General features: G+C 32.8%; 16 protein-coding genes. 13 read left to right on the top strand and 3 right to left on the bottom strand.

The annotated features are described in order from the left end of the window. The 11 genes from MHN29_RS14170 to MHN29_RS14120 form a co-directional block, all read left to right on the top strand. Positions 1-3254, top strand: a 3254-nt coding sequence (locus MHN29_RS14170; protein ID WP_304650951.1) for an RHS repeat-associated core domain-containing protein, incomplete at its 5' end; no start/stop codon positions are given. Next, complete coding sequence (locus tag MHN29_RS14165; protein WP_235275202.1) at positions 3242-3703, top strand: hypothetical protein; 462 nt, start codon at positions 3242-3244, stop codon at positions 3701-3703. The genes MHN29_RS14170 and MHN29_RS14165, both read left to right, overlap by 13 nt. A 273-nt stretch (positions 3704-3976) precedes the next feature. Continuing rightward, positions 3977-4462 (top strand): hypothetical protein, encoded by a 486-nt coding sequence (locus tag MHN29_RS14160; protein ID WP_235275201.1) that lies wholly within the window; start codon positions 3977-3979, stop codon positions 4460-4462. Positions 4463-4534: 72 nt separating this feature from the next. After that, positions 4535-4864 carry a YegP family protein gene (locus MHN29_RS14155; RefSeq protein WP_150901331.1) on the top strand — a complete coding sequence of 110 codons (330 nt, stop codon included), beginning with the start codon at positions 4535-4537 and terminating at the stop codon, positions 4862-4864. Positions 4865-5086: 222 nt separating this feature from the next. Beyond that, entirely contained in the window at positions 5087-7300 is a 2214-nt protein-coding gene (locus MHN29_RS14150; protein ID WP_235275200.1) for a TonB-dependent receptor, read from the top strand. A gap of 267 nt (positions 7301-7567) precedes the next feature. Continuing rightward, positions 7568-8590: a Holliday junction branch migration DNA helicase RuvB gene (gene ruvB / locus MHN29_RS14145; RefSeq protein WP_150901328.1), complete on the top strand. Its 1023-nt coding sequence runs from the start codon at positions 7568-7570 to the stop codon at positions 8588-8590. Between the two features lie 15 nt (positions 8591-8605). Further along, positions 8606-9907 (top strand): hypothetical protein, encoded by a 1302-nt coding sequence (locus MHN29_RS14140; RefSeq protein WP_235275199.1) that lies wholly within the window; start codon positions 8606-8608, stop codon positions 9905-9907. Beyond that, complete coding sequence (locus MHN29_RS14135) at positions 9908-11638, top strand: SulP family inorganic anion transporter (protein WP_150901326.1); 1731 nt, start codon at positions 9908-9910, stop codon at positions 11636-11638. Between the two features lie 9 nt (positions 11639-11647). Further along, entirely contained in the window at positions 11648-13054 is a 1407-nt protein-coding gene (locus MHN29_RS14130) for a rhodanese-like domain-containing protein (RefSeq protein WP_235275198.1), read from the top strand. 6 nt (positions 13055-13060) lie between these two features. Continuing rightward, positions 13061-13438 carry a rhodanese-like domain-containing protein gene (locus MHN29_RS14125; protein ID WP_150901324.1) on the top strand — a complete coding sequence of 126 codons (378 nt, stop codon included), beginning with the start codon at positions 13061-13063 and terminating at the stop codon, positions 13436-13438. A gap of 2 nt (positions 13439-13440) precedes the next feature. Further along, positions 13441-13710: a heavy-metal-associated domain-containing protein gene (locus MHN29_RS14120; RefSeq protein ID WP_150901323.1), complete on the top strand. Its 270-nt coding sequence runs from the start codon at positions 13441-13443 to the stop codon at positions 13708-13710. 37 nt (positions 13711-13747) lie between these two features. On the opposite strand, the gene MHN29_RS14115 is transcribed toward MHN29_RS14120, so the two are convergent. Continuing rightward, positions 13748-15496: an ATP-binding protein gene (locus MHN29_RS14115; protein ID WP_235275197.1), complete on the bottom strand. Its 1749-nt coding sequence runs from the start codon at positions 15494-15496 to the stop codon at positions 13748-13750. 4 nt (positions 15497-15500) lie between these two features. After that, positions 15501-16529 (bottom strand): SIR2 family protein, encoded by a 1029-nt coding sequence (locus MHN29_RS14110; protein WP_235275196.1) that lies wholly within the window; start codon positions 16527-16529, stop codon positions 15501-15503. Positions 16530-16755: 226 nt separating this feature from the next. Between MHN29_RS14110 and MHN29_RS14105 the strand changes: the two genes are divergently transcribed. After that, positions 16756-17580: an MBL fold metallo-hydrolase gene (locus tag MHN29_RS14105; protein ID WP_235275195.1), complete on the top strand. Its 825-nt coding sequence runs from the start codon at positions 16756-16758 to the stop codon at positions 17578-17580. Positions 17581-17635: 55 nt separating this feature from the next. Here the strand turns inward: MHN29_RS14105 and MHN29_RS14100 are convergent, their stop codons facing one another. Next, the gene (locus MHN29_RS14100) at positions 17636-17866 is read right to left on the bottom strand and encodes a hypothetical protein (protein WP_235275194.1); all 231 of its coding nucleotides are present in this window, start codon (positions 17864-17866) and stop codon (positions 17636-17638) included. A gap of 279 nt (positions 17867-18145) precedes the next feature. On the opposite strand from MHN29_RS14100, the gene MHN29_RS14095 reads away from it, so the two are divergent. Next, on the top strand, positions 18146-19018 hold the full coding sequence (locus MHN29_RS14095; protein ID WP_235275193.1) for an AraC family transcriptional regulator: 873 nt from the start codon (positions 18146-18148) through the stop codon (positions 19016-19018). The last annotated feature ends 44 nt before the right edge of the window (positions 19019-19062 follow it).

Here is a 19062-nt window from a genome sequence, read left to right as displayed (position 1 = left end):
CTTATTATGTGTATGACGATTTAGGAAATCTAAGTTATGTATTGCCACCAAAAATGGATGCTAGTGAAATAGCAAATAATTTAGTTATAATACAAGGGAAGTTAAACGATTTAGGATATCAGTATAAGTACGACCATAGAAACCGTTTGGTAGAAAAGAGAATACCAGGAAAAGATTGGGAGTATATTGTATATGATAAGTTAGACAGACCGGTACTTACTCAAGATGCAAATTTAAGAGCAGCGAATAAATGGTTATTTACCAAATATGATGCCTTAGGAAGAGTAGTATATACAGGAAAGTTCCATAATGGTAGAACAAGGTTGACCATGCAAATTTTGTTTGAAGATGACTTACCTCTTAACATGTATGAGGATGTTTCAACAAGTACTATAACCATAGAAGGAACAAGTTTGAAGTATACCAATAGATCTTATCCTACAGATGTTAATAATTTACAAGTGTACACTATTAATTACTATGATACTTATGCAGATTTACCAGCAGGATTAACTTCTACAGTAACTACAAGTTATGGTAAAGCTTCAACAACTAACACTAAAGGGTTAGCAACAGTAAGCAAAGTACGTGTATTAGGAACAAATAACTGGATAACTACAGTAACCTATTACGATGAAAAGGCACGTCCAATATATGTGTATTCAAAGAATGACGAGTTACAAACTACAGATATTGTAGAGAGTAAGTTAGATGATTTTACAGGAAGAGTCTTAGAAACAAAGACTACACATAAAAAGACAGGAAAAGCAGATGTTGTAACGGTGGATAGCTTTGAATATGATCATTTAGATAGGTTGATAAGTCAAACACAAAAGATAAATAATCAAGTATCTAATAGAATTGTAAAAAACAATTATGACGAGTTAGGGCAATTAACCTCTAAGGTAGTAGGAAATGGAGTAGTAAAAGGCTACAAAGATGTAACTTCAGGAATCTCTATTAGTGATGATGTAATTACAAAAACAGGAAATAATGGTTGGGATGCAGGATTAGCTACCCAAGGAAGTTTTACAGGAGATGGATATGTAGAATTTATAGCTCCAGCTGAAGGTTCACATTATATGGTAGGGTTGTCAAATACTAATACAAACGCACATTATGGAAGTGTTAATTATGCAATTTATATCCATTCATCAATAGTTAAAGTTTACGAGAGTCAAGTAAACAAAGGAGAGAAGACTACATTTGATGCAGGAGATATTTTTAGAGTAGAGCGTATAGGAAGTGAAATCCATTATAAAAAGAATGGAGAAACATTTTATGTTTCGCAGGCTCCATCATCAGGTGTGTTGTTAGGAGATATTTCAATATATCATACAGGAGCACAAATCAAAGATTTGAAAATTGTAGACAATAACAAAGGGCTACAAACAGTAGATTACAAATATAATGTACGTGGTTGGTTAAAAAATATTAACCAAGATACGAATACAAATGATGGAGATTTGTTTAACTTTACATTAGCGTATAATAAACCGACAAGTGGAGATGCTTTGTTCAACGGAAACATTAGCCAAACAAGTTGGAATACTTTAAATACAGATACAAGTTCAAAAATATATAGTTATAGCTATGATGCACTTAATAGAATTTTAGGAGCAACAGGAGTTAACGGATCTAATTATAATGTTTCGGGTATTACTTACGATAAAAACGGAAACATTTTAAGTTTGATTAGAAATGGACATACCAATGTAGGAGCAACTAGCTTTGGAGTAATGGATAACTTAGTATATAGTTACGATAATGGAAACAAGCTAACTAAAGTATTAGACAATGGTAATGACATCTACGGATTTAAAGATGGAGCTAATACCACAACAGAGTACACCTACGATGCCAATGGTAATATGAAAACAGATGCCAATAAAGGCATCACTAATATAGTTTACAACCATTTAAATTTACCAACACAGGTAACTATAGGAGGTCAAAACATTACTTACACCTACGATGCAGCAGGAATGAAGTTAAAAAAGGTAGTAAATGGTACCACTACAGAGTATGCTGGAAACTATATGTATGAGAATAATGTTTTGCGATTCTTTAACCACCCAGAGGGTTATGTAAAGAGTGATAGTGGTACGTTTAACTATGTATACCAATACAAAGACCATTTAGGAAATGTTAGATTAAGTTATACAGATAGTAATAATGATGGTGTTATTACTCCTAGTACTGAGATTGTAGAAGAATCTAATTACTATCCCTTTGGTTTAAAACATAAAGGGTATAATGGTAATGTATCTTCTTTAGGGAATAGTGTTGCACAGAAATGGGGATATCAAGGACAAGAAGAACATGACGAGCTAGGATTAAATGTTAATGAATTTAAATATAGGTTTTATGACCCAACCTATGCACGTTTTTGGAGTATTGATCCTTTGGCTCAAGATTTTGTAGGTAATTCAACTTATGCTTTTGCAGAAAATAAATTAGGTATGGGAATTGAATTAGAAGGTAAAGAGCTTATAGGTAATCAAATTGTATTTGACCTTATTCGTTTGGGGCAACAAGGTTGGAATAGTGTTGTAAATAAAATATCAGGAGGAGCAGAAAAAATATCAAATGCAACTACTTCAGAATTGAAGCATAAAATGTCAACTACAGATCCTGGTTTTGATTCAGAAACTTCAAGAATTAGTACAGTTGCAGAAGTTGCATCGGGGATAAATGATATTGGTGAAGGAGCAGCTGATTTAGGACATTTAACATTAGATGTGGTTGGTACGATAGAACCTACAGGTGTAGTTGATGGTGTACATGCATTAACGTACTTGCCAAGTGGGGAGTATGGTAAAGCAACATTAACAGGTTTGGGTATTTTTGCTTATATTGGAGATGGAGCTAAGATGGCAAAGTATGGAGATGAATTGGCTGGGTTAGGTAGTTCTGCTTCACGCAAATTTCTAGGTAGTTTAACTAAGGAGAATGTAAAAGGTACTTCTTTGTTATCATCTCAAATATTTGAAAATGGTTCTGAATTAGCTGTTGATGTCCAGCTTATATATAAACAAGAAGGTTATTCAGGAAAAGTTTTAGAAAACTTTTTAGAGAAAATAAATGAGTTTAGTTCTAAAGCAGGTACGAAAAGTCAAAGAATAACTTTTGAGACAGTCTTGGATGAGCCAACAATAAATATGTATAGAACTCAAGCTAAAAAATATGGATATAGTTTTTCTACTATATTTAATGAAATAACTCAAGTTATGGATGTAATATGGACAAAATAAATAATAAAAAACAGATTTTACAAAAAAAAGAACAATTAGAAAGATTGTCTAAATACATGAACTATGAAAAAACATGGAAAGGTCTAGCAAATAGAAAAGTTAAAACAACAATATTATTAACCAACAATAATCTCAAATCTAATTTTTTATTAAAAGACAATGAATTGCCAATATTAGAGTATTATAATGATGAAGTTAATAACTTTTTATTTACAACTAAATCTATCTACTATAGGATGGGTAATGTTTTAAAGACAATAAATTATATAGATATTTTATCAATTGAAGACCAAGAGAGCTTTTTTTTATTAAAAGGAGCCCCAAAATTTATTAAGTTAAAATTAAATTTAGTTAATGGAGATTTTTTTGCTTTTGAAGTAGAGACAGGTTCACCTATGAAAGCCGTGATTTTATTAATTATTTGGAATAAAAATAATAATATAGAATAGCCCGATAGCACGGAAATGTTTTCCGTGCCTAGTATCATAAGTAACTAGAAATTAAATTTTAAAAATAAATAAAGCCACAACAGTAATGTTGTGGTTTTGTTGTTTTACATAGTCCTAACTCTATTGCTTGGATATAATAAGTCCGCTCCCGCTAGTTTAAAACTAGTGGCATGCAAGAGTGAGTGATTCGTTAATAGATACTACTAAAACTACTTTAATATAAATTAGGATAGTTTTTTTATTTTAGATGAAAAATTGTTTAAAAATAGTCCTATGAAAACACAAATATTAGTACTAATTGGTGTTTTACTCATTCTTAGTTGTGAAAAAAGAGTAGAGTCTAAAAAAGATATTCATTATATAGTTGAGAATTATACAAAAGGAGTAGAATCAAAAAATAAAAATTCATCTATTATTTATGTTATTAAAGATTCTGTTACTAATCATAAGTTTTACAGAATTGCTAAGTATGCGAACTTAATGAATATTAATAGTCGAATTCCTAATCATATTGAAAACATTCGAGGGAATAAAATCGTTTACTATACGAAAAATAAAAGTGATAAAAGAGAATTAGATAGCATTAAAAAACTATTACAAAAAAACTCATTCTATAAAAAAGACTGTACTTATTTTAATTCAAGTTACCCAGAATGGGTGATTATAGAAAATGAGCAATCAGGGAAACAAGTTTTAGTTAAAGATATGTGGTATAGACCTATAGATTCTATAATAAAAAAAGTTTTCTTGAAAGATTAAAACAGTTTTTTCAACAATATATATGAGAATACACATATTTGTGTATTTTTATTGGTACAAAAATTACATAACATGGGAAAATTCGAAATTAAAACAGATAAATCTGGGCAATTCAGATTTAACTTAAAAGCGGGAAATGGACAAGTAATTCTTTCAAGTGAAGCTTATACTACAAAAGCAGCTTGTAATAACGGAATTGACTCTGTAAAAACGAATTCGCAAAACGATGCTAGATTCGATAGACTAGAAGCAAAAAACGGAAGTCCATACTTTAACTTAAAGGCAGCTAACGGACAAGTAATTGGAAATAGCGAAATGTATTCAAGTAAAGATGCGATGGAAAACGGAATAGCTTCTGTAAAAAAGAATGCACCAGACGCAACAGTAGAAGATAATTCTTAAATAGAATATATACGTACAATAAGAAAAGATGAACTTAGGTTCATCTTTTTTGTTTTATAAAAGTGCCAACGGTTAAACCTAAAAGGAATCGTTAATAACACGTTAAAGTTTCATTAAAAGAAAGAAGCAACACGAATAAAATTTACTTTTGCAACAGAGTCGCTTTAAGGCAACTCGGTTGCAAAACAAATTCAAATATTTAAGTAAACACTAGCCGTGAGAATGAAACAACTAATCACAATTTGTTGTGCTTTGCTAGCACAGCAAATCTTTGCACAAACCTTAAAAGGGAAGATCGTTTCACAAGAAAACATTCCAATTACAGAAGCACATATATTAAACCTAAGCGAAAACGAAAAGCATCATACACATAGTAATGAGCGAGGGGTATTTATATTGCATCATGTAACAGTTGGAGATACCTTAGAAATAAGTCATATAAACTACAAAAGAAAAAAAATAGTAGTCAATGATTTAAAGCCTATCACAATTACATTAGAAGAGAATTTTGTTTCTCTTGAAGAGGTAACCATAGGTAAAAAGCTAAATGCATTGAATGTACTTACGGCGGTAGATATACAAACCAACCCAGTAAATTCATCGCAAGAAATATTACAAAAGGTACCAGGACTGTTTATAGGACAGCATGCAGGAGGAGGAAAAGCAGAGCAAATCTTTTTAAGAGGATTTGATATCGATCATGGTACAGATATTACCATTACTGCCGATGGAATGCCTGTAAACATGGTGTCGCATGCACACGGACAAGGATATGCCGATTTACACTTTGTAATTCCAGAAACAGTAGATAAAATAGACTTTGGAAAAGGAGCTTATTATGCAGACAAAGGAAACTTTAATACAGCAGGATATGTAAACTTTAAAACCAAAAACCGATTAGCTTCAAATGTTATAAAGTTAGAAGTAGGACAGTACAATTCGCAACGATTGTTAGGAATGTTTAGTTTGTTAAACAACAACAAGGAAAGTGCCTACATTGCTTCAGAATATATATTAACAGATGGTTATTTCGACAGTCCACAAAACTTTCATAGGTTAAATGTTTTTGGAAAGTATACCAACAATGTAACGGATACGGATAAGGTAGGATTCACCGTGTCGCACTTTACAAGTAAATGGGATGCATCAGGACAAGTTCCTCAAAGAGCTATTAATAGTGGATTAATTACTCGTTTCGGTGCCATTGACGATACCGAAGGAGGAACAACAAGTCGTACCAATCTTTTAGTAACCTATGATAAGGTAATCTCAGAAACATCGTCAATTAAAAACAAGTTATTTTACAATAAGTATAATTTTGAACTGTTTTCAAACTTTACCTTTTTCTTAGACGATCCAGTAAACGGAGATCAAATCAAGCAAAAAGAAACGCGTAATATCTTTGGCTTTACAAGTGACTATACCCAAGACTTTAATAATATAGATGGTAATTTTACAGCAGGAATTAGCTTGCGAAACGATAGAAGTTTTAACAACGAATTATCGCACACTGCTAACAGAAGTCAAACATTGAATCAAATTCAGTTTGGAGACATCAACGAAACCAATATGGGAGTTTACGCTGGAGCAAACTTTAACTTTGGTAAGTTTACAATTAATCCAGCTTTGCGTTTAGACTATTTCAACTTCGAATACAATGATGCTTTACAAACCAACTACAAAACGCAGTCGGAAACACAAAGTATACTAAGTCCAAAACTAAATATCTTTTATAACTATAATTCAGATTTACAGTTATACTTAAAAACAGGAAAAGGATTCCATTCAAACGATACACGAGTAGTGGTAGCACAAAAAGGAAATACTATTTTACCAGCTTCTTACGGATTCGATGCAGGGTTTATTTGGAAACCAACACCTAAGTTGTTAATCAATACGGCTTACTGGTATCTATTCTTAGAGCAAGAGTTTGTTTATGTAGGAGATGCAGGAATAGTAGAACCTAGCGGAAAAACACAACGACAAGGAGTAGATCTAAGTTTAAGATACGAACCAGTAAACCAGCTGTATTTCAATTTAGATGCAAACTATTCGCATGCAAGAGCAACAGAAGAAGCAAGCGGACAAGACTACATACCGTTAGCACCAGATTTTACATTAACTAGTGGACTAACCTACAAAAGCAAGTCAGGATTATATGGAGGAGCACAACTAAAACATATAAATGACAGACCGGCTAATGAAGACAATTCAATAGTAGCAGAAGGATATACGGTAACCGATTTGAATGTAGGATACCAGTTTAAAAATGTAACCTTAGGATTACAAGTACAAAACTTATTTGATGTTGCTTGGAATGAAGCACAGTTTGCAACAGAATCACGTTTGCAAAATGAGGCGAACTCAGTAGAGGAAATTCACTTTACACCAGGAACACCTTTTTTCTTAAGAGGGTCGATAACCGTGAATTTTTAAAAGAACCATAAAATAACAAAGCAGAAAGATGAACTTAGGTTCATCTTTTTTGTTTTTAAAAGGGGCAAAAAGAAGAAAAATAAAACTTTTTTAACCTTCCCAAAAGAATAAATTCAATAGCCTAAGCAACTTAGAAAAAAGCACTGGTTTCTGAGGCTTTTTAGGGCTAAAACATTAAGTACTAATATGTATCTTAGCAGCCATAAAGTGATCAAAGTAACTTTTATTACAAACCTAAAATAATATTTCAAGTATATTTGTGCGTGTATGAATGAAAATCTAAATCCTGAAAATACAAACTTTTCAAATGAAGAATTAGACGTAGAAAAGAAGTTACGTCCATTGTCATTTGACGATTTTACAGGTCAAGATCAAGCGATTGAGAATTTAAAAATATTTGTAGAGGCAGCCAATCAAAGAGACGAGGCATTAGACCATGCATTGTTCCATGGACCTCCAGGTTTGGGAAAAACAACCCTAGCCAATATTTTAGCAAATGAGTTGGGAGTAGGCATCAAAATAACTTCAGGTCCAGTATTAGACAAGCCAGGAGACTTAGCAGGATTGTTAACCAACTTAGACGAGCGTGATGTATTATTTATAGATGAGATTCACCGATTAAGCCCAATAGTTGAGGAGTACTTATACTCGGCAATGGAAGATTATAAAATAGATATTATGATCGAATCAGGGCCTAATGCACGTACGGTACAAATAAACTTAGAGCCTTTTACATTAGTAGGAGCCACAACGCGTTCGGGATTACTTACAGCTCCAATGAGAGCACGTTTCGGAATCAGCAGCCGTTTACATTATTATTCAACAGAATTATTAACTACCATTATACAGCGTAGTGCGCATATATTAAAAGTACCAATTTCAATGGAAGCAGCTATAGAAATAGCGGGAAGAAGTAGAGGTACACCACGTATTGCCAATGCATTGCTGCGAAGAGTACGAGACTTTGCACAAATAAAAGGCGATGGAACCATAACCATAGAAATAGCAGTATATGCATTAAAAGCATTGAATGTAGATGCCCATGGATTGGACGAAATGGATAATAAGATATTAACAACAATTATCGATAAGTTCAAGGGAGGACCAGTAGGAATTACCACATTGGCAACGGCAGTTGCAGAAAATGCAGAAACCATAGAAGAGGTGTACGAACCATTTTTAATTCAGCAAGGATTTATAATGCGAACACCTCGAGGAAGAGAAGTAACCGATTTAGCCTATAAACATTTAGGCAGAATAAAAGGATCAAGTCAAGGGGAATTGTTTTAAAAAGAAAAGGTACGTATGGGAGAAAATAAGGGAAATAGTAATAATACGTGGTTGCAACGTTTAAAAGACGAAAGTTGGGAGGCAGAACTATTGGTATCGGCCATCGCAATATTTGGTACATTTAAATTGTTCGATATCATATCGTGGGTTACCAATTTCTTTATAGATACCTTACATCCCAGTCAGTACTTTGTAGCATATTTTATAGTCACTTTTGGATTGTTAGCAGTAAGTATACTAGCAGCAATGTTTGTAATCCATTTTGTATTAAGAGCTTATTGGATAGGTTTGGTCGGATTAAACTCCGTGTTTCCCGATTATAGTATTGAAGACAGTGCCTATTCAAAGATATATACAGAAAAGATACTATCTATATTACCAAAATTAAAAGACTCCATAAAAAAGGTAGACGAACTGTGTAGTGTAATTTTTTCAGTAGCTTTTACATTTCTACTAATCTATGCGTACTCAGCTATTTTTTCGAGTTTGTATTTGTTGTTATTCAATTTGTTAGTACCATATGTAGATGCATTTATATTATTAATTCCAGCAGGAATCATCATCATAGGAGCCATTACGCAAACCATTCTAACATTTTTCTCCAACCTTAAAATGAATAAGGAAAAAGAAGGTTTACAAATTCTAAACTTTAAACTCGTAAAGTTTGTATCCATGATTATGTTTGGGCCTTTGTATAAAAACATACTTCAGGTTTCCATGATATTTGGATCTAACTTTAAAAAGAAAAAGAGTATAGTGTATTTAATATTGGTTTTCGCTGTAGCAGGAATATTCATGTTTGCAGTGCAGCTAAAAGATACAAACACGCTTCATTTAATTTCAAAAAATAAAAGATACGATAGTACTAGAGCTTATGCTGATTTTTACAAATCGGACAATGAGAAAAATGATTTCTTACTAACACCAGAAATAGAATCGCACAAGGTAACTTCCAATACATTAGAGCTGTTTATACCCGTGTATGAATACGAACTAAAAATACGAAAGGAAAATTGTGGAGACTATCAGGAAGACGATAAGAAATCAGATATAGAACAAAAAGAAGCAAGAATACAGCATTTATTAGATTGTTATAAATCATACAACATCGTTTCATTAGATGGAAAGAAACTAGACGTAGAATTTCTACGTTATAACAATCACCCAAGAACCAATCAGTTTGGTTTGGTATGCTATTTAGATTTAAAAGAGATATCTAAAGGAATACATAAAATAAAGGTTGAAAAGAAAAGTTATGATAAGAATTATTTAGAATGGACCATTCCGTTTTATTATAATTTTAATGAAAAGAGATAAATGAAGTTATTAAAAAAGCTCATACCAATACTAGAGTGGTTACCCAACTATAGGAAGTCGCAATTAAGGGGCGATGTAGTAGCGGGTATTACGGTGGCTATAGTATTAATTCCACAAGGAATAGCCTATGCATTAATTGCGGGCTTACCACCTATATACGGATTATATGCAGCTTTGGTACCACAGTTAATGTATGCAGTTTTCGGATCGTCTCGTCAAGTGGCCATAGGACCAGTGGCAATGGACTCGTTAATAGTAGCCACAGGAGTTTCTACTTTAGCCTTAATAGGTTCCGAAAGTTATATAGCCATTGCCATATTACTAGCATTACTGGTAGGAGGAATACAGTTTTTAATGGGGATTTTCCGTTTAGGATTTATTGTAAACTTTTTATCAAGACCAGTAATTATCGGGTTTACCTCAGCAGTAGCATTGATTATTGGACTAAATCAGTTTAGAAACTTATTAGGCGTAGAGTTTTTACAAAGCGATCAAATACACATTTTATTAGAAGATATTATTGCTAGATTCATGTATTTCAATACACCAACAACTATTATTGGTATTATAGCATGTATCATTATCATGATTTTCAGAAAGATCAATAAAAAAATACCCAATGCCTTAATTGTAGTGGTCTTAGGAATTGTAGCAGTTCGATATTTCGGGAATCACTTTTCAGAAGTAGCCATTGTAAAAGACATTCCTTCAGGATTGCCAAAGTTTGTAATGCCCGTAATAGATATTGCTTTAATTAGAGAACTAATGCCTATTGCAGGAACCTTAGTAATGGTAGGATATTTAGAAACAATTTCTATAGGAAAAACCTTAGAAGTAAAGCAAGACGAATATAGAGTACGACCAAATCAGGAATTGGTAGCTTTAGGGTTGAGTAATATTGTAGGATCGTTGTTTCAATCCTATCCATCAACATCAAGTTTTTCGCGTTCGGCAATCAATGAAGAAGCGGGAGGAACAACAGGAGTATCGGCAATAGTATCGGCTATCATTGTAGTGCTTACCTTATTGTTTTTAACACCGGTGTTTTATCACTTACCAAAAACAATCTTAGCAGCTATCATTATTGTAGCGGTATTTAACTTAATAAATGTAAAAGAAGCCAAAAGGTTATGGAAAGCCAACAATTTAGATTTCTGGCTGTTGGTAGCTACGTTCTTTTCAACATTAATCTTTGGTATAGAATATGGTATTGTAATGGGAGTAGGATTGTCATTGATAGTCTTAATATTTAGAACATCAAGACCCTATGTTACCGAATTAGGAAAAGTACCGAACTCAGATTTTTACCGAAACAAAAACAGATTTAACGAAGTAGAAATAGACAAAGAAGTATTGGTATTCCGTTTCGACGCCCAATTGTTTTATGCCAACGCAAGTTACTTTAGAGATACCTTGGAGGAAATGACCGAAGAAAAGGGAGAAGCTTTAAAGTTAATCGTGTTAGATGCAGAAAGCATTAACCGCGTAGATAGTACAGGAATAGAAATGCTTAAAGAACGAATTAAGTATTATAATAAAAGAGGAGTAGAGTTTTATTTAGCAGGAGTTAAAGGACCTGTAAGAGATGCATTCTTTAGAGGAGGTTTATTAGACATTATTAGTATAAACCATCTTTTTATGAGAGTAAATGGAGCTGTAAACTTCTTTAAAACAGGAGATAATCAAAATCAAAAGAAATACGCTCAGTATATCCACCAAGCGTATGAATAATTTAATATTATGAAGATAGAGCAAATTTATACAGGTTGTTTAGCACAAGGAGCATACTACATTGAAAGTAATGGAGAGGCTGCTATTATTGATCCCTTAAGAGAGGTACAACCTTATATAAACAGAGCTGAAAAAGATGAAGCGAAGATTAAGTACATTTTTGAAACTCATTTTCATGCCGATTTCGTGAGTGGTCACGTAACCTTGGCAGAGAAAACAGGAGCTTCCATTGTATTTGGACCTACGGCAAACCCAAAGTTCAACACGCATATTGCAACAGACAACGAGGAGTTTACCTTAGGAAATGTAACTATAAAAGCATTGCACACTCCAGGACATACCATGGAGAGTACTACTTATTTATTAATAGATGAGGAAGGAAAAGAGCATGCAATATTTAGTGGAGATACCTTATTCTTAGGAGATGTAGGACGTCCAGACTTAGCACAAAAAGCAGCAAGCTTAACGCAAGAAGAGTTAGCGGGAATGTTATACGATAGCTTACGAACTAAAGTAATGACTTTAGGAGACGATGTAATAGTATACCCAGGACACGGAGCAGGATCGGCATGTGGAAAGAACCTAAGTAAAGAAACAGTAGGATCTATAGGAGAGCAAAAGAAAACCAACTATGCTTTACGTGAAAACATGACTCGTGAAGAGTTTATTGCTGAAGTAACTGATGGATTGTTACCACCGCCAGCATACTTCCCGTTAAATGTAAAAATGAACAAGGAAGGATACCAATCGATTGATGAGGTAATTAAAAGTGGAGCCAAAGCATTATCGGTAGAAGAATTTGAAAAAGCAGCTAACGCAGAGGCAATTGTATTAGATGTACGTCACCAATTCGATTTTGTCAAAGGATTCATTCCACAATCAATATTTATAGGATTAGGCGGAACCTTTGCGCCATGGGTAGGAGCTTTAATAAAAGACGTAGCACAACCAATTTTATTAGTAACACCAAAAGGAGAAGAAGAAACAACCATTACACGTTTATCGAGAGTAGGGTTTGATAATGTAGTAGGATATTTAGATGGAAGTTTTGAGGCTTGGGCAGCATCAGGAAAAGAAGTAGATACTATGCGTTCGGTATCGGCAGTAGCATTGGAAGAAGCAATGAAAAACGATGCGAAAGTATTTGATGCACGTAAACCAGGAGAGTATGCTAATGAGCATATAGTAGACGTACCAAGTACACCGTTAGATTTCTTAAACGATCATATAGCGGAGTTCCCAACAAAAGAAGATTTTTATATCCACTGTGCTGGAGGATACCGTTCGGTAATCGCGGCATCAATTTTAAAAGCAAGAGGATATCATAATGTAATAGATGTAGCAGGAGGATACAAGGCAATTAAAGAAACTAATATTGAGAGAACAGCCCAAGTTTGTCCTTCAACATTAAAATAATTTAAGATGAAAAAGTACGTTTTAATACTAGTAAGTATACTAGCCATTGCAATGTCGTGTAAATCGAAAAACGAAGGCGTAAAAGATATTACGGTAGAAGATTTACAAGTGGTTTTAAAAAACGAAGCCGACATTCAGTTGTTAGATGTACGTACACCACCAGAATGGGCACATGGTATTATTAAAAATGCGACAGAAATAAATGTAACATCAGATGGTTTTAAAGAGGAAGCTTTAAAAAAGTTAGACAAAACAAAACCAGTATATATTTATTGCCGATCGGGTGGAAGAAGTAAAATAGCTTCGGAAATGTTATCGAAAGAAGGCTTTGAAACTTATAATATTTTAGGAGGCTATTTAGAATGGCAAGAGAAAAATAAGTAATCATGAAACAAGAAGTATATATAGAAAACCTAAAATGCGGTGGTTGTGCAAACACCATTGTAAACGGAGTAAGTAGCATAAAAGGAGTAGACAACGTTGCCGTAAGCGTAGAAGACTCATTAGTTACCTTTGTAAGTAACGAGGCTACACTAGGATTGGTAAAAGAAAAATTATCAAAACTAGGCTATCCAGAAGTAGGAGCGGACAATACGGTACTGCACAAAGCAAAATCGTTTGTAAGCTGTGCTGTAGGAAGAGTACAAAAATCGTAAACAAAAATCCCGAGTTCTTTACTCGGGATTTTTATTTTTATGATTTTGTCTGTTTTCGTAATCCAATTACAGCATTTAAAACATCCTGTTTAGCTTCCTTATTACTCCATTCTTTCCAAAATTTTACAGTAGCACTTTCAGGTTTGATTGTTGGCTCATCAATTAGTATTCGAGTAGGTAATAAAGAACAGTCACCAACAACAAGAGCTTCACCAATATCTAGCACAGGTAAAACATCTGTTAAACCAGCAAGATTGTCTGGTAGAAGTTTTTTTATAACTGATTGATCTTCTGCATTTGATAACCTTAGAGATATAAAATTATTGCATTGACTTAAAACTGTTCTATTTACTTCTGATGGCCTTTGACTTATTACAGTTAAACTAACTCCGTATTTCCGTCCTTCTTTGGCAATTCTTTCAAAACTTTTTAGACCTAAACTGCTAGCAGAATCTTGACTAGTTCGTTCGGGTATATATAAGTGAGCTTCATCACATAATAAAGATATAGGATGTTGATAATCTTTGATAGTCCATTGTTGAATGCTAAAAACTAATCTAGCTACTAGTCCTATAATTAATGGTAGAACGTCAGAAGGAACTTCAGAAAAGTCAAGAATTTTAACCCCAGCTTTATTAGAGTTTATTTGTGAACCTAATATTAGATTCTCGCATAATTTAGACATCCAATCTATATCTAATTCATCAGTTGATATTTGAAATAAGAAACCAAGTCTTTTGTCTTGACTTTTAGCTTCCAATCTTTGAATAAATCTAGTTAGTTTTCCATTAAACGGACCTGCTTTGTCTGTGCCAGGACGTGAGCCAGGTACTCTTTCTTCATCAAGTTTCTTTAGTTTAGAAACAACATTCTCTATTTTATAGGGGATTGGACTATCAATTGTTATAGTATCTTTGAATTCAGTATCTTGAATTGAGTCTAAGAAAGCTAATTTTTCTTCAAATACAATTTTAGAAAATAACATTGCTTGATTAGGAGCATTACTATCACTTCTATCTAGCAACATAGCTAGCATTTCTTCGTAAGATAATAACCAATAGGGTAACATTAAAATTCCATTTTCGAGATTTCCAGTATTTCCTAATTCTGATGGAGTTGCTACTTTATAATGCTGGATTCCATTGGTTTTAAAGCTATCTGTACTATACTCTCCATGAATATCGAATAATAATGCATTTGCCATAGGGAGTGTAGCAATTTGTTCTATTAATTTTGCAACACACCAAGATTTTCCAGAGCCAGTACTTCCAACTATAACAGCATGACGTTGAAATAATTTATCTCCATCTAAAAAAGCTTTAGCCTGTTCATCAATTGAATAATTCCCTATTGATAGAGGGATTTCATAATTTTCTTGAGTAGAAATAGTTTTCATGAAATTAGTTATGTTTTCTCCCTCTAAAGAAAAACACATAGCATCAATTTCAGGAACAGTATCAAGTGTCCTTTTAAATACGTTTTCTTTTGAACCATATTTATCTAATATTGTTCCAATTAAATTAACTTTAATTATATTCTCTGTTAAAATAAAACTAGATAACTCATTATTCTCTATTTCAGATTGTTCATCGAATTGTTTTCGTGTAATTCTATTAATTATACCGATTAAAAACTGCCCAGATCTTGAGCTTTTAATAGCAACTAAATGATTAACCTGTAAGCGTCTTAATTTATCTAAATCTTCTATTTTAATAACTAATGTAGAAGTATCAACACTGTATACTGTTCCGATAGACTGTTCATCTACAAATTTGAATATTGACATATAATTATTTGATTAAATTAATGAATTGACTTAATTCCCAGTATTTTACGTTTTCAATTACCTCTTCGTTAAATTTAGAAGAAAAGATTCTTGAATTTTTTGGATTGTTTTTATCCTCTTCAATTAAGATATAGTTTGGGCATTTATTATCAATAATGGTTTGTTTGGTTTTTGGAGTTAGCTCTTTAGTAATTACTATAATTGGTTTCCCTTTTCTTATTTGATTAGTCAATTTAGGTTGAACATGTAAATCATTAAAGCCATAGCCAATACAAAGAAAACCAGTTGCATTTTCAATTTCTGAATCTGCTTCAGTAAAAATAGTTCTATACGGCTCTTGGTGAGTTTGAAAATATTTACTTAATCCTGGTGTAACAATAGAAGGTATATAATTCTTAGGAATTGAATGTCGCAATGGGAGTTGGACATTTTCTTCGTTTTCTGTTTTAAACCAATCAAGAGACCCATGAACTTTCCAAATATTGACTTGCCCAGAATATCCCTTTAAGCTTTTTAAATTATTCTTATGTATTACATTAGAGAAGTGACCAATATAATTTTGGTTGTAACCAGTACAAATTACTCCTTTAGCAAAACTAGCTGCATATTCGGCTAATCTATCATAATTAGTAGTAATTATTGATGCCTTTCTACCAGCAGAAGATAAAAGATGTTCAATCAATTCTACAAGAGGAAAATGAATTTGATTAGATATGAATTGTTCATAAGCTTTTAAATCAGCTTTATTTACAGATTCCCAAGTTTTGTTTACAATTTCTGTTAAAACACTAGAACTTAGATTTAAATCAGAAAGAGCTCTTTCTAAATCTTCTGTTTGATTAAATATTTTGACAAATTCCTCAAACTGTTTATTATCCTTAGCTTCTGAAAAAGTAATATTATTTTTTAAGTATTCACCTAAAGTCCACATTGAAGGTAAAGAAAAAGGAACAGAAGCTCCACTACCTAAAATTATAAGAGGAACGTTATTAGTCCATCTTTGAATGATCTTTAAAAAGTCTTCAATATCCATTAGGAATTTCGTTTTTATAGTTTTTATTGATATGCAACAAACCTACTATTTAAAAACTACCTTTACTTACGGAAAACCATACTAGAAATAAGGGTTTACCTTATTTTTTAAATAGGCTTCATTCAATAGAAAAGTGCTTGCTTATCAAAATGGTAGGTATTCGTAAATAATTGGTAGCCCAATAACAGCAGAAAGGGAGGATCTTTGCAGAAATAAAATTTTAATAATGAGAAGATTACCTATAGCACTCATAGCTATTATGCTATTAACAGCCTGTAAGCAATTAAAAACAACGAATATGGAACCGGTAAGCATCCAACTAATAAGAAACGCAACCTTAAAACTAAACTATAACGGAAAAACCTTTTTGGTAGACCCATCATTATCACCAAAACACAGTTTTATGTCGTTTGTAGTGCCTAACAAAAACCTAAACCCAACTGTAGATTTACCTTTACCAGTTAGCGATATTACCAAAGGGTTAGATGCTGTTTTAGTAACGCATACACACGTAGATCACTTTGATGAAGGTGCAAAAAAAGCATTAGATAAAAGCTTACCTTTATTCGGACAGCCTTTTGATAAAAAAGTTTTAGAAGAAAGTTCGTTTACCAAGGTACAATTGGTAGAAGAAAAAGCAGTATTTGAAGGAACAACAATTATCCGTACCAAAGGTAAACACGGACCAGATCAGTTATTAAAAGCATTGGGAGAAGTATCGGGCTTTGTATTGCAAGCCAAAGGATATCCAACAGTATATATTGTAGGTGATTGTCTTTTAGATGATGAGATTAAGAGTACCATTCAAAAATACAACCCAGCAATAATTGTTGTAAATTCGGGAGGTGCAGAATATGGAGGCGCACAAATATTAATGGATGAAAAAAGAGCAGTTGAGGTAGCCAAGTTAGCACCCAAAGCAAAAGTAATAGCTGTACACATGGAATCTTTAGACCATTGTAAAACTACAAGAGATATGGTACGCAAAGAAGCACAAAAAGAAAAGGTAAGTATCTTAGTGCCTAATGATGGAGAAACCGTAGTATTATAAAAGTGTAGTTATAACAGTTTTATCATATAGGATAAGGAACCTATGAAAATAATGATTAATTTGATAGAGGAAGTGATTTAAACTGTAAAGGCTCAATTGGTAAATCAGAAATACAGAGGTGTATCGTATGTGGAGCAGCGTAATTATAATCTAACACATCAATTAATTCAGCAAGAGGAATAAACGCGAAAATGAGTATTAAAATGATAGTTGAATATTTGACAAAAGAAGAAACTTTTTTAGTTTCTACATATTCGATATTAAGTTGATCATAGCTGTTTTCCATAGAGTAAAAATAGTAAAAACAAAATAAGATAAAACTGTAGGTTATTTTAAGCTAAAAATACAAGTGCTATATATATTAATAATGCTATACCAAGAACAATTATTATCCAAGTTTTTAACCGTTTAGTTTTTTTATCTAAAAATGGAGCAGGATAAACATTACTAATTATTAAGAATATTAAGATAAATAAAAGTAAAAGATTTTTCATAGCATAAATGATTTTGGCAAATATAAAAACTAACTGTAGATATAATTTATATCTTATTCTAAAAATAGAAAATGGAATATTTAGAGTTTAACAAAACCATATGTGGGGTTAATTTACACCTCAACGCGATAGATTTTCAGTCCGAATGTCCGTTTGAATTAACCAATGCAACGGTGTCGGCAGATTTCTTTCAGATTTTCTTCCTAAAAAAGGCGGAAGGTTTTCTACAACTCAATGACGAAAAGATAGCCCTAAAACCCAACAGTATTATCTTTATATCAAAACATCAGCACCATTCGTGGCATGCTGATGTTGCTACGTTTGAAGGGCAACTGTTATTGTTTCAAGACAATTTTTTAAACGACTTCTTTTCCGATCAGTATTTTATTTTCCGATTACTATATTTTTACCAAACTGAGTTTCCTTTGGCAATAGAAGTAGCCCCGTCTTATATGGACGATAACCTATTAAAGTTACGAGAGATTAAACAGGAGTTGGTACACCCTAAAAGTGATAGTGTGCATATTATACGATCCTTATTGTATTATATCTTAATATCGTTAAATAGAAATTACTTTGAAATCAATAAGTTCAACGAGGCAATATCATTAGACAATACCGCCTATCAATTTCGAAAGTTGGTAGAAAAACACATCCATACTCACCAACGAGTGGAAGACTATGCAGGAATGATGAAAATAAGTCGAATATCGCTAAACAAAGCAGTAAAGGCACAGTTCAATGTAACGGTTACCGACTTTATCAAATCGAGACTCCTATTTGAAGTAAAAATGAAACTCATACATACTTCAAAAACAATTTCGGAAATAGCAGACGAGTTGCATTTTTCAGAATCCAATCACTTATCGAGGTTTTTTAAATTAAAAACAGGGCTGTCGCCCAAAGAGTACCGAATCGATTATCAAAATGGTATCTATTCGTAAGAAAACGGTAGCCTATAACTAGGGAAAGCGGAGCATCTTTGTAC

The sequence above is a fragment of the Tenacibaculum sp. Cn5-46 genome (assembly GCF_022347705.1).
GTDB classification, from domain to species: domain Bacteria; phylum Bacteroidota; class Bacteroidia; order Flavobacteriales; family Flavobacteriaceae; genus Polaribacter; species Polaribacter aiptasiae.
Note: the sequence above shows the minus strand (reverse complement) of the source record. Positions and strands in the feature narration are given on the sequence as shown.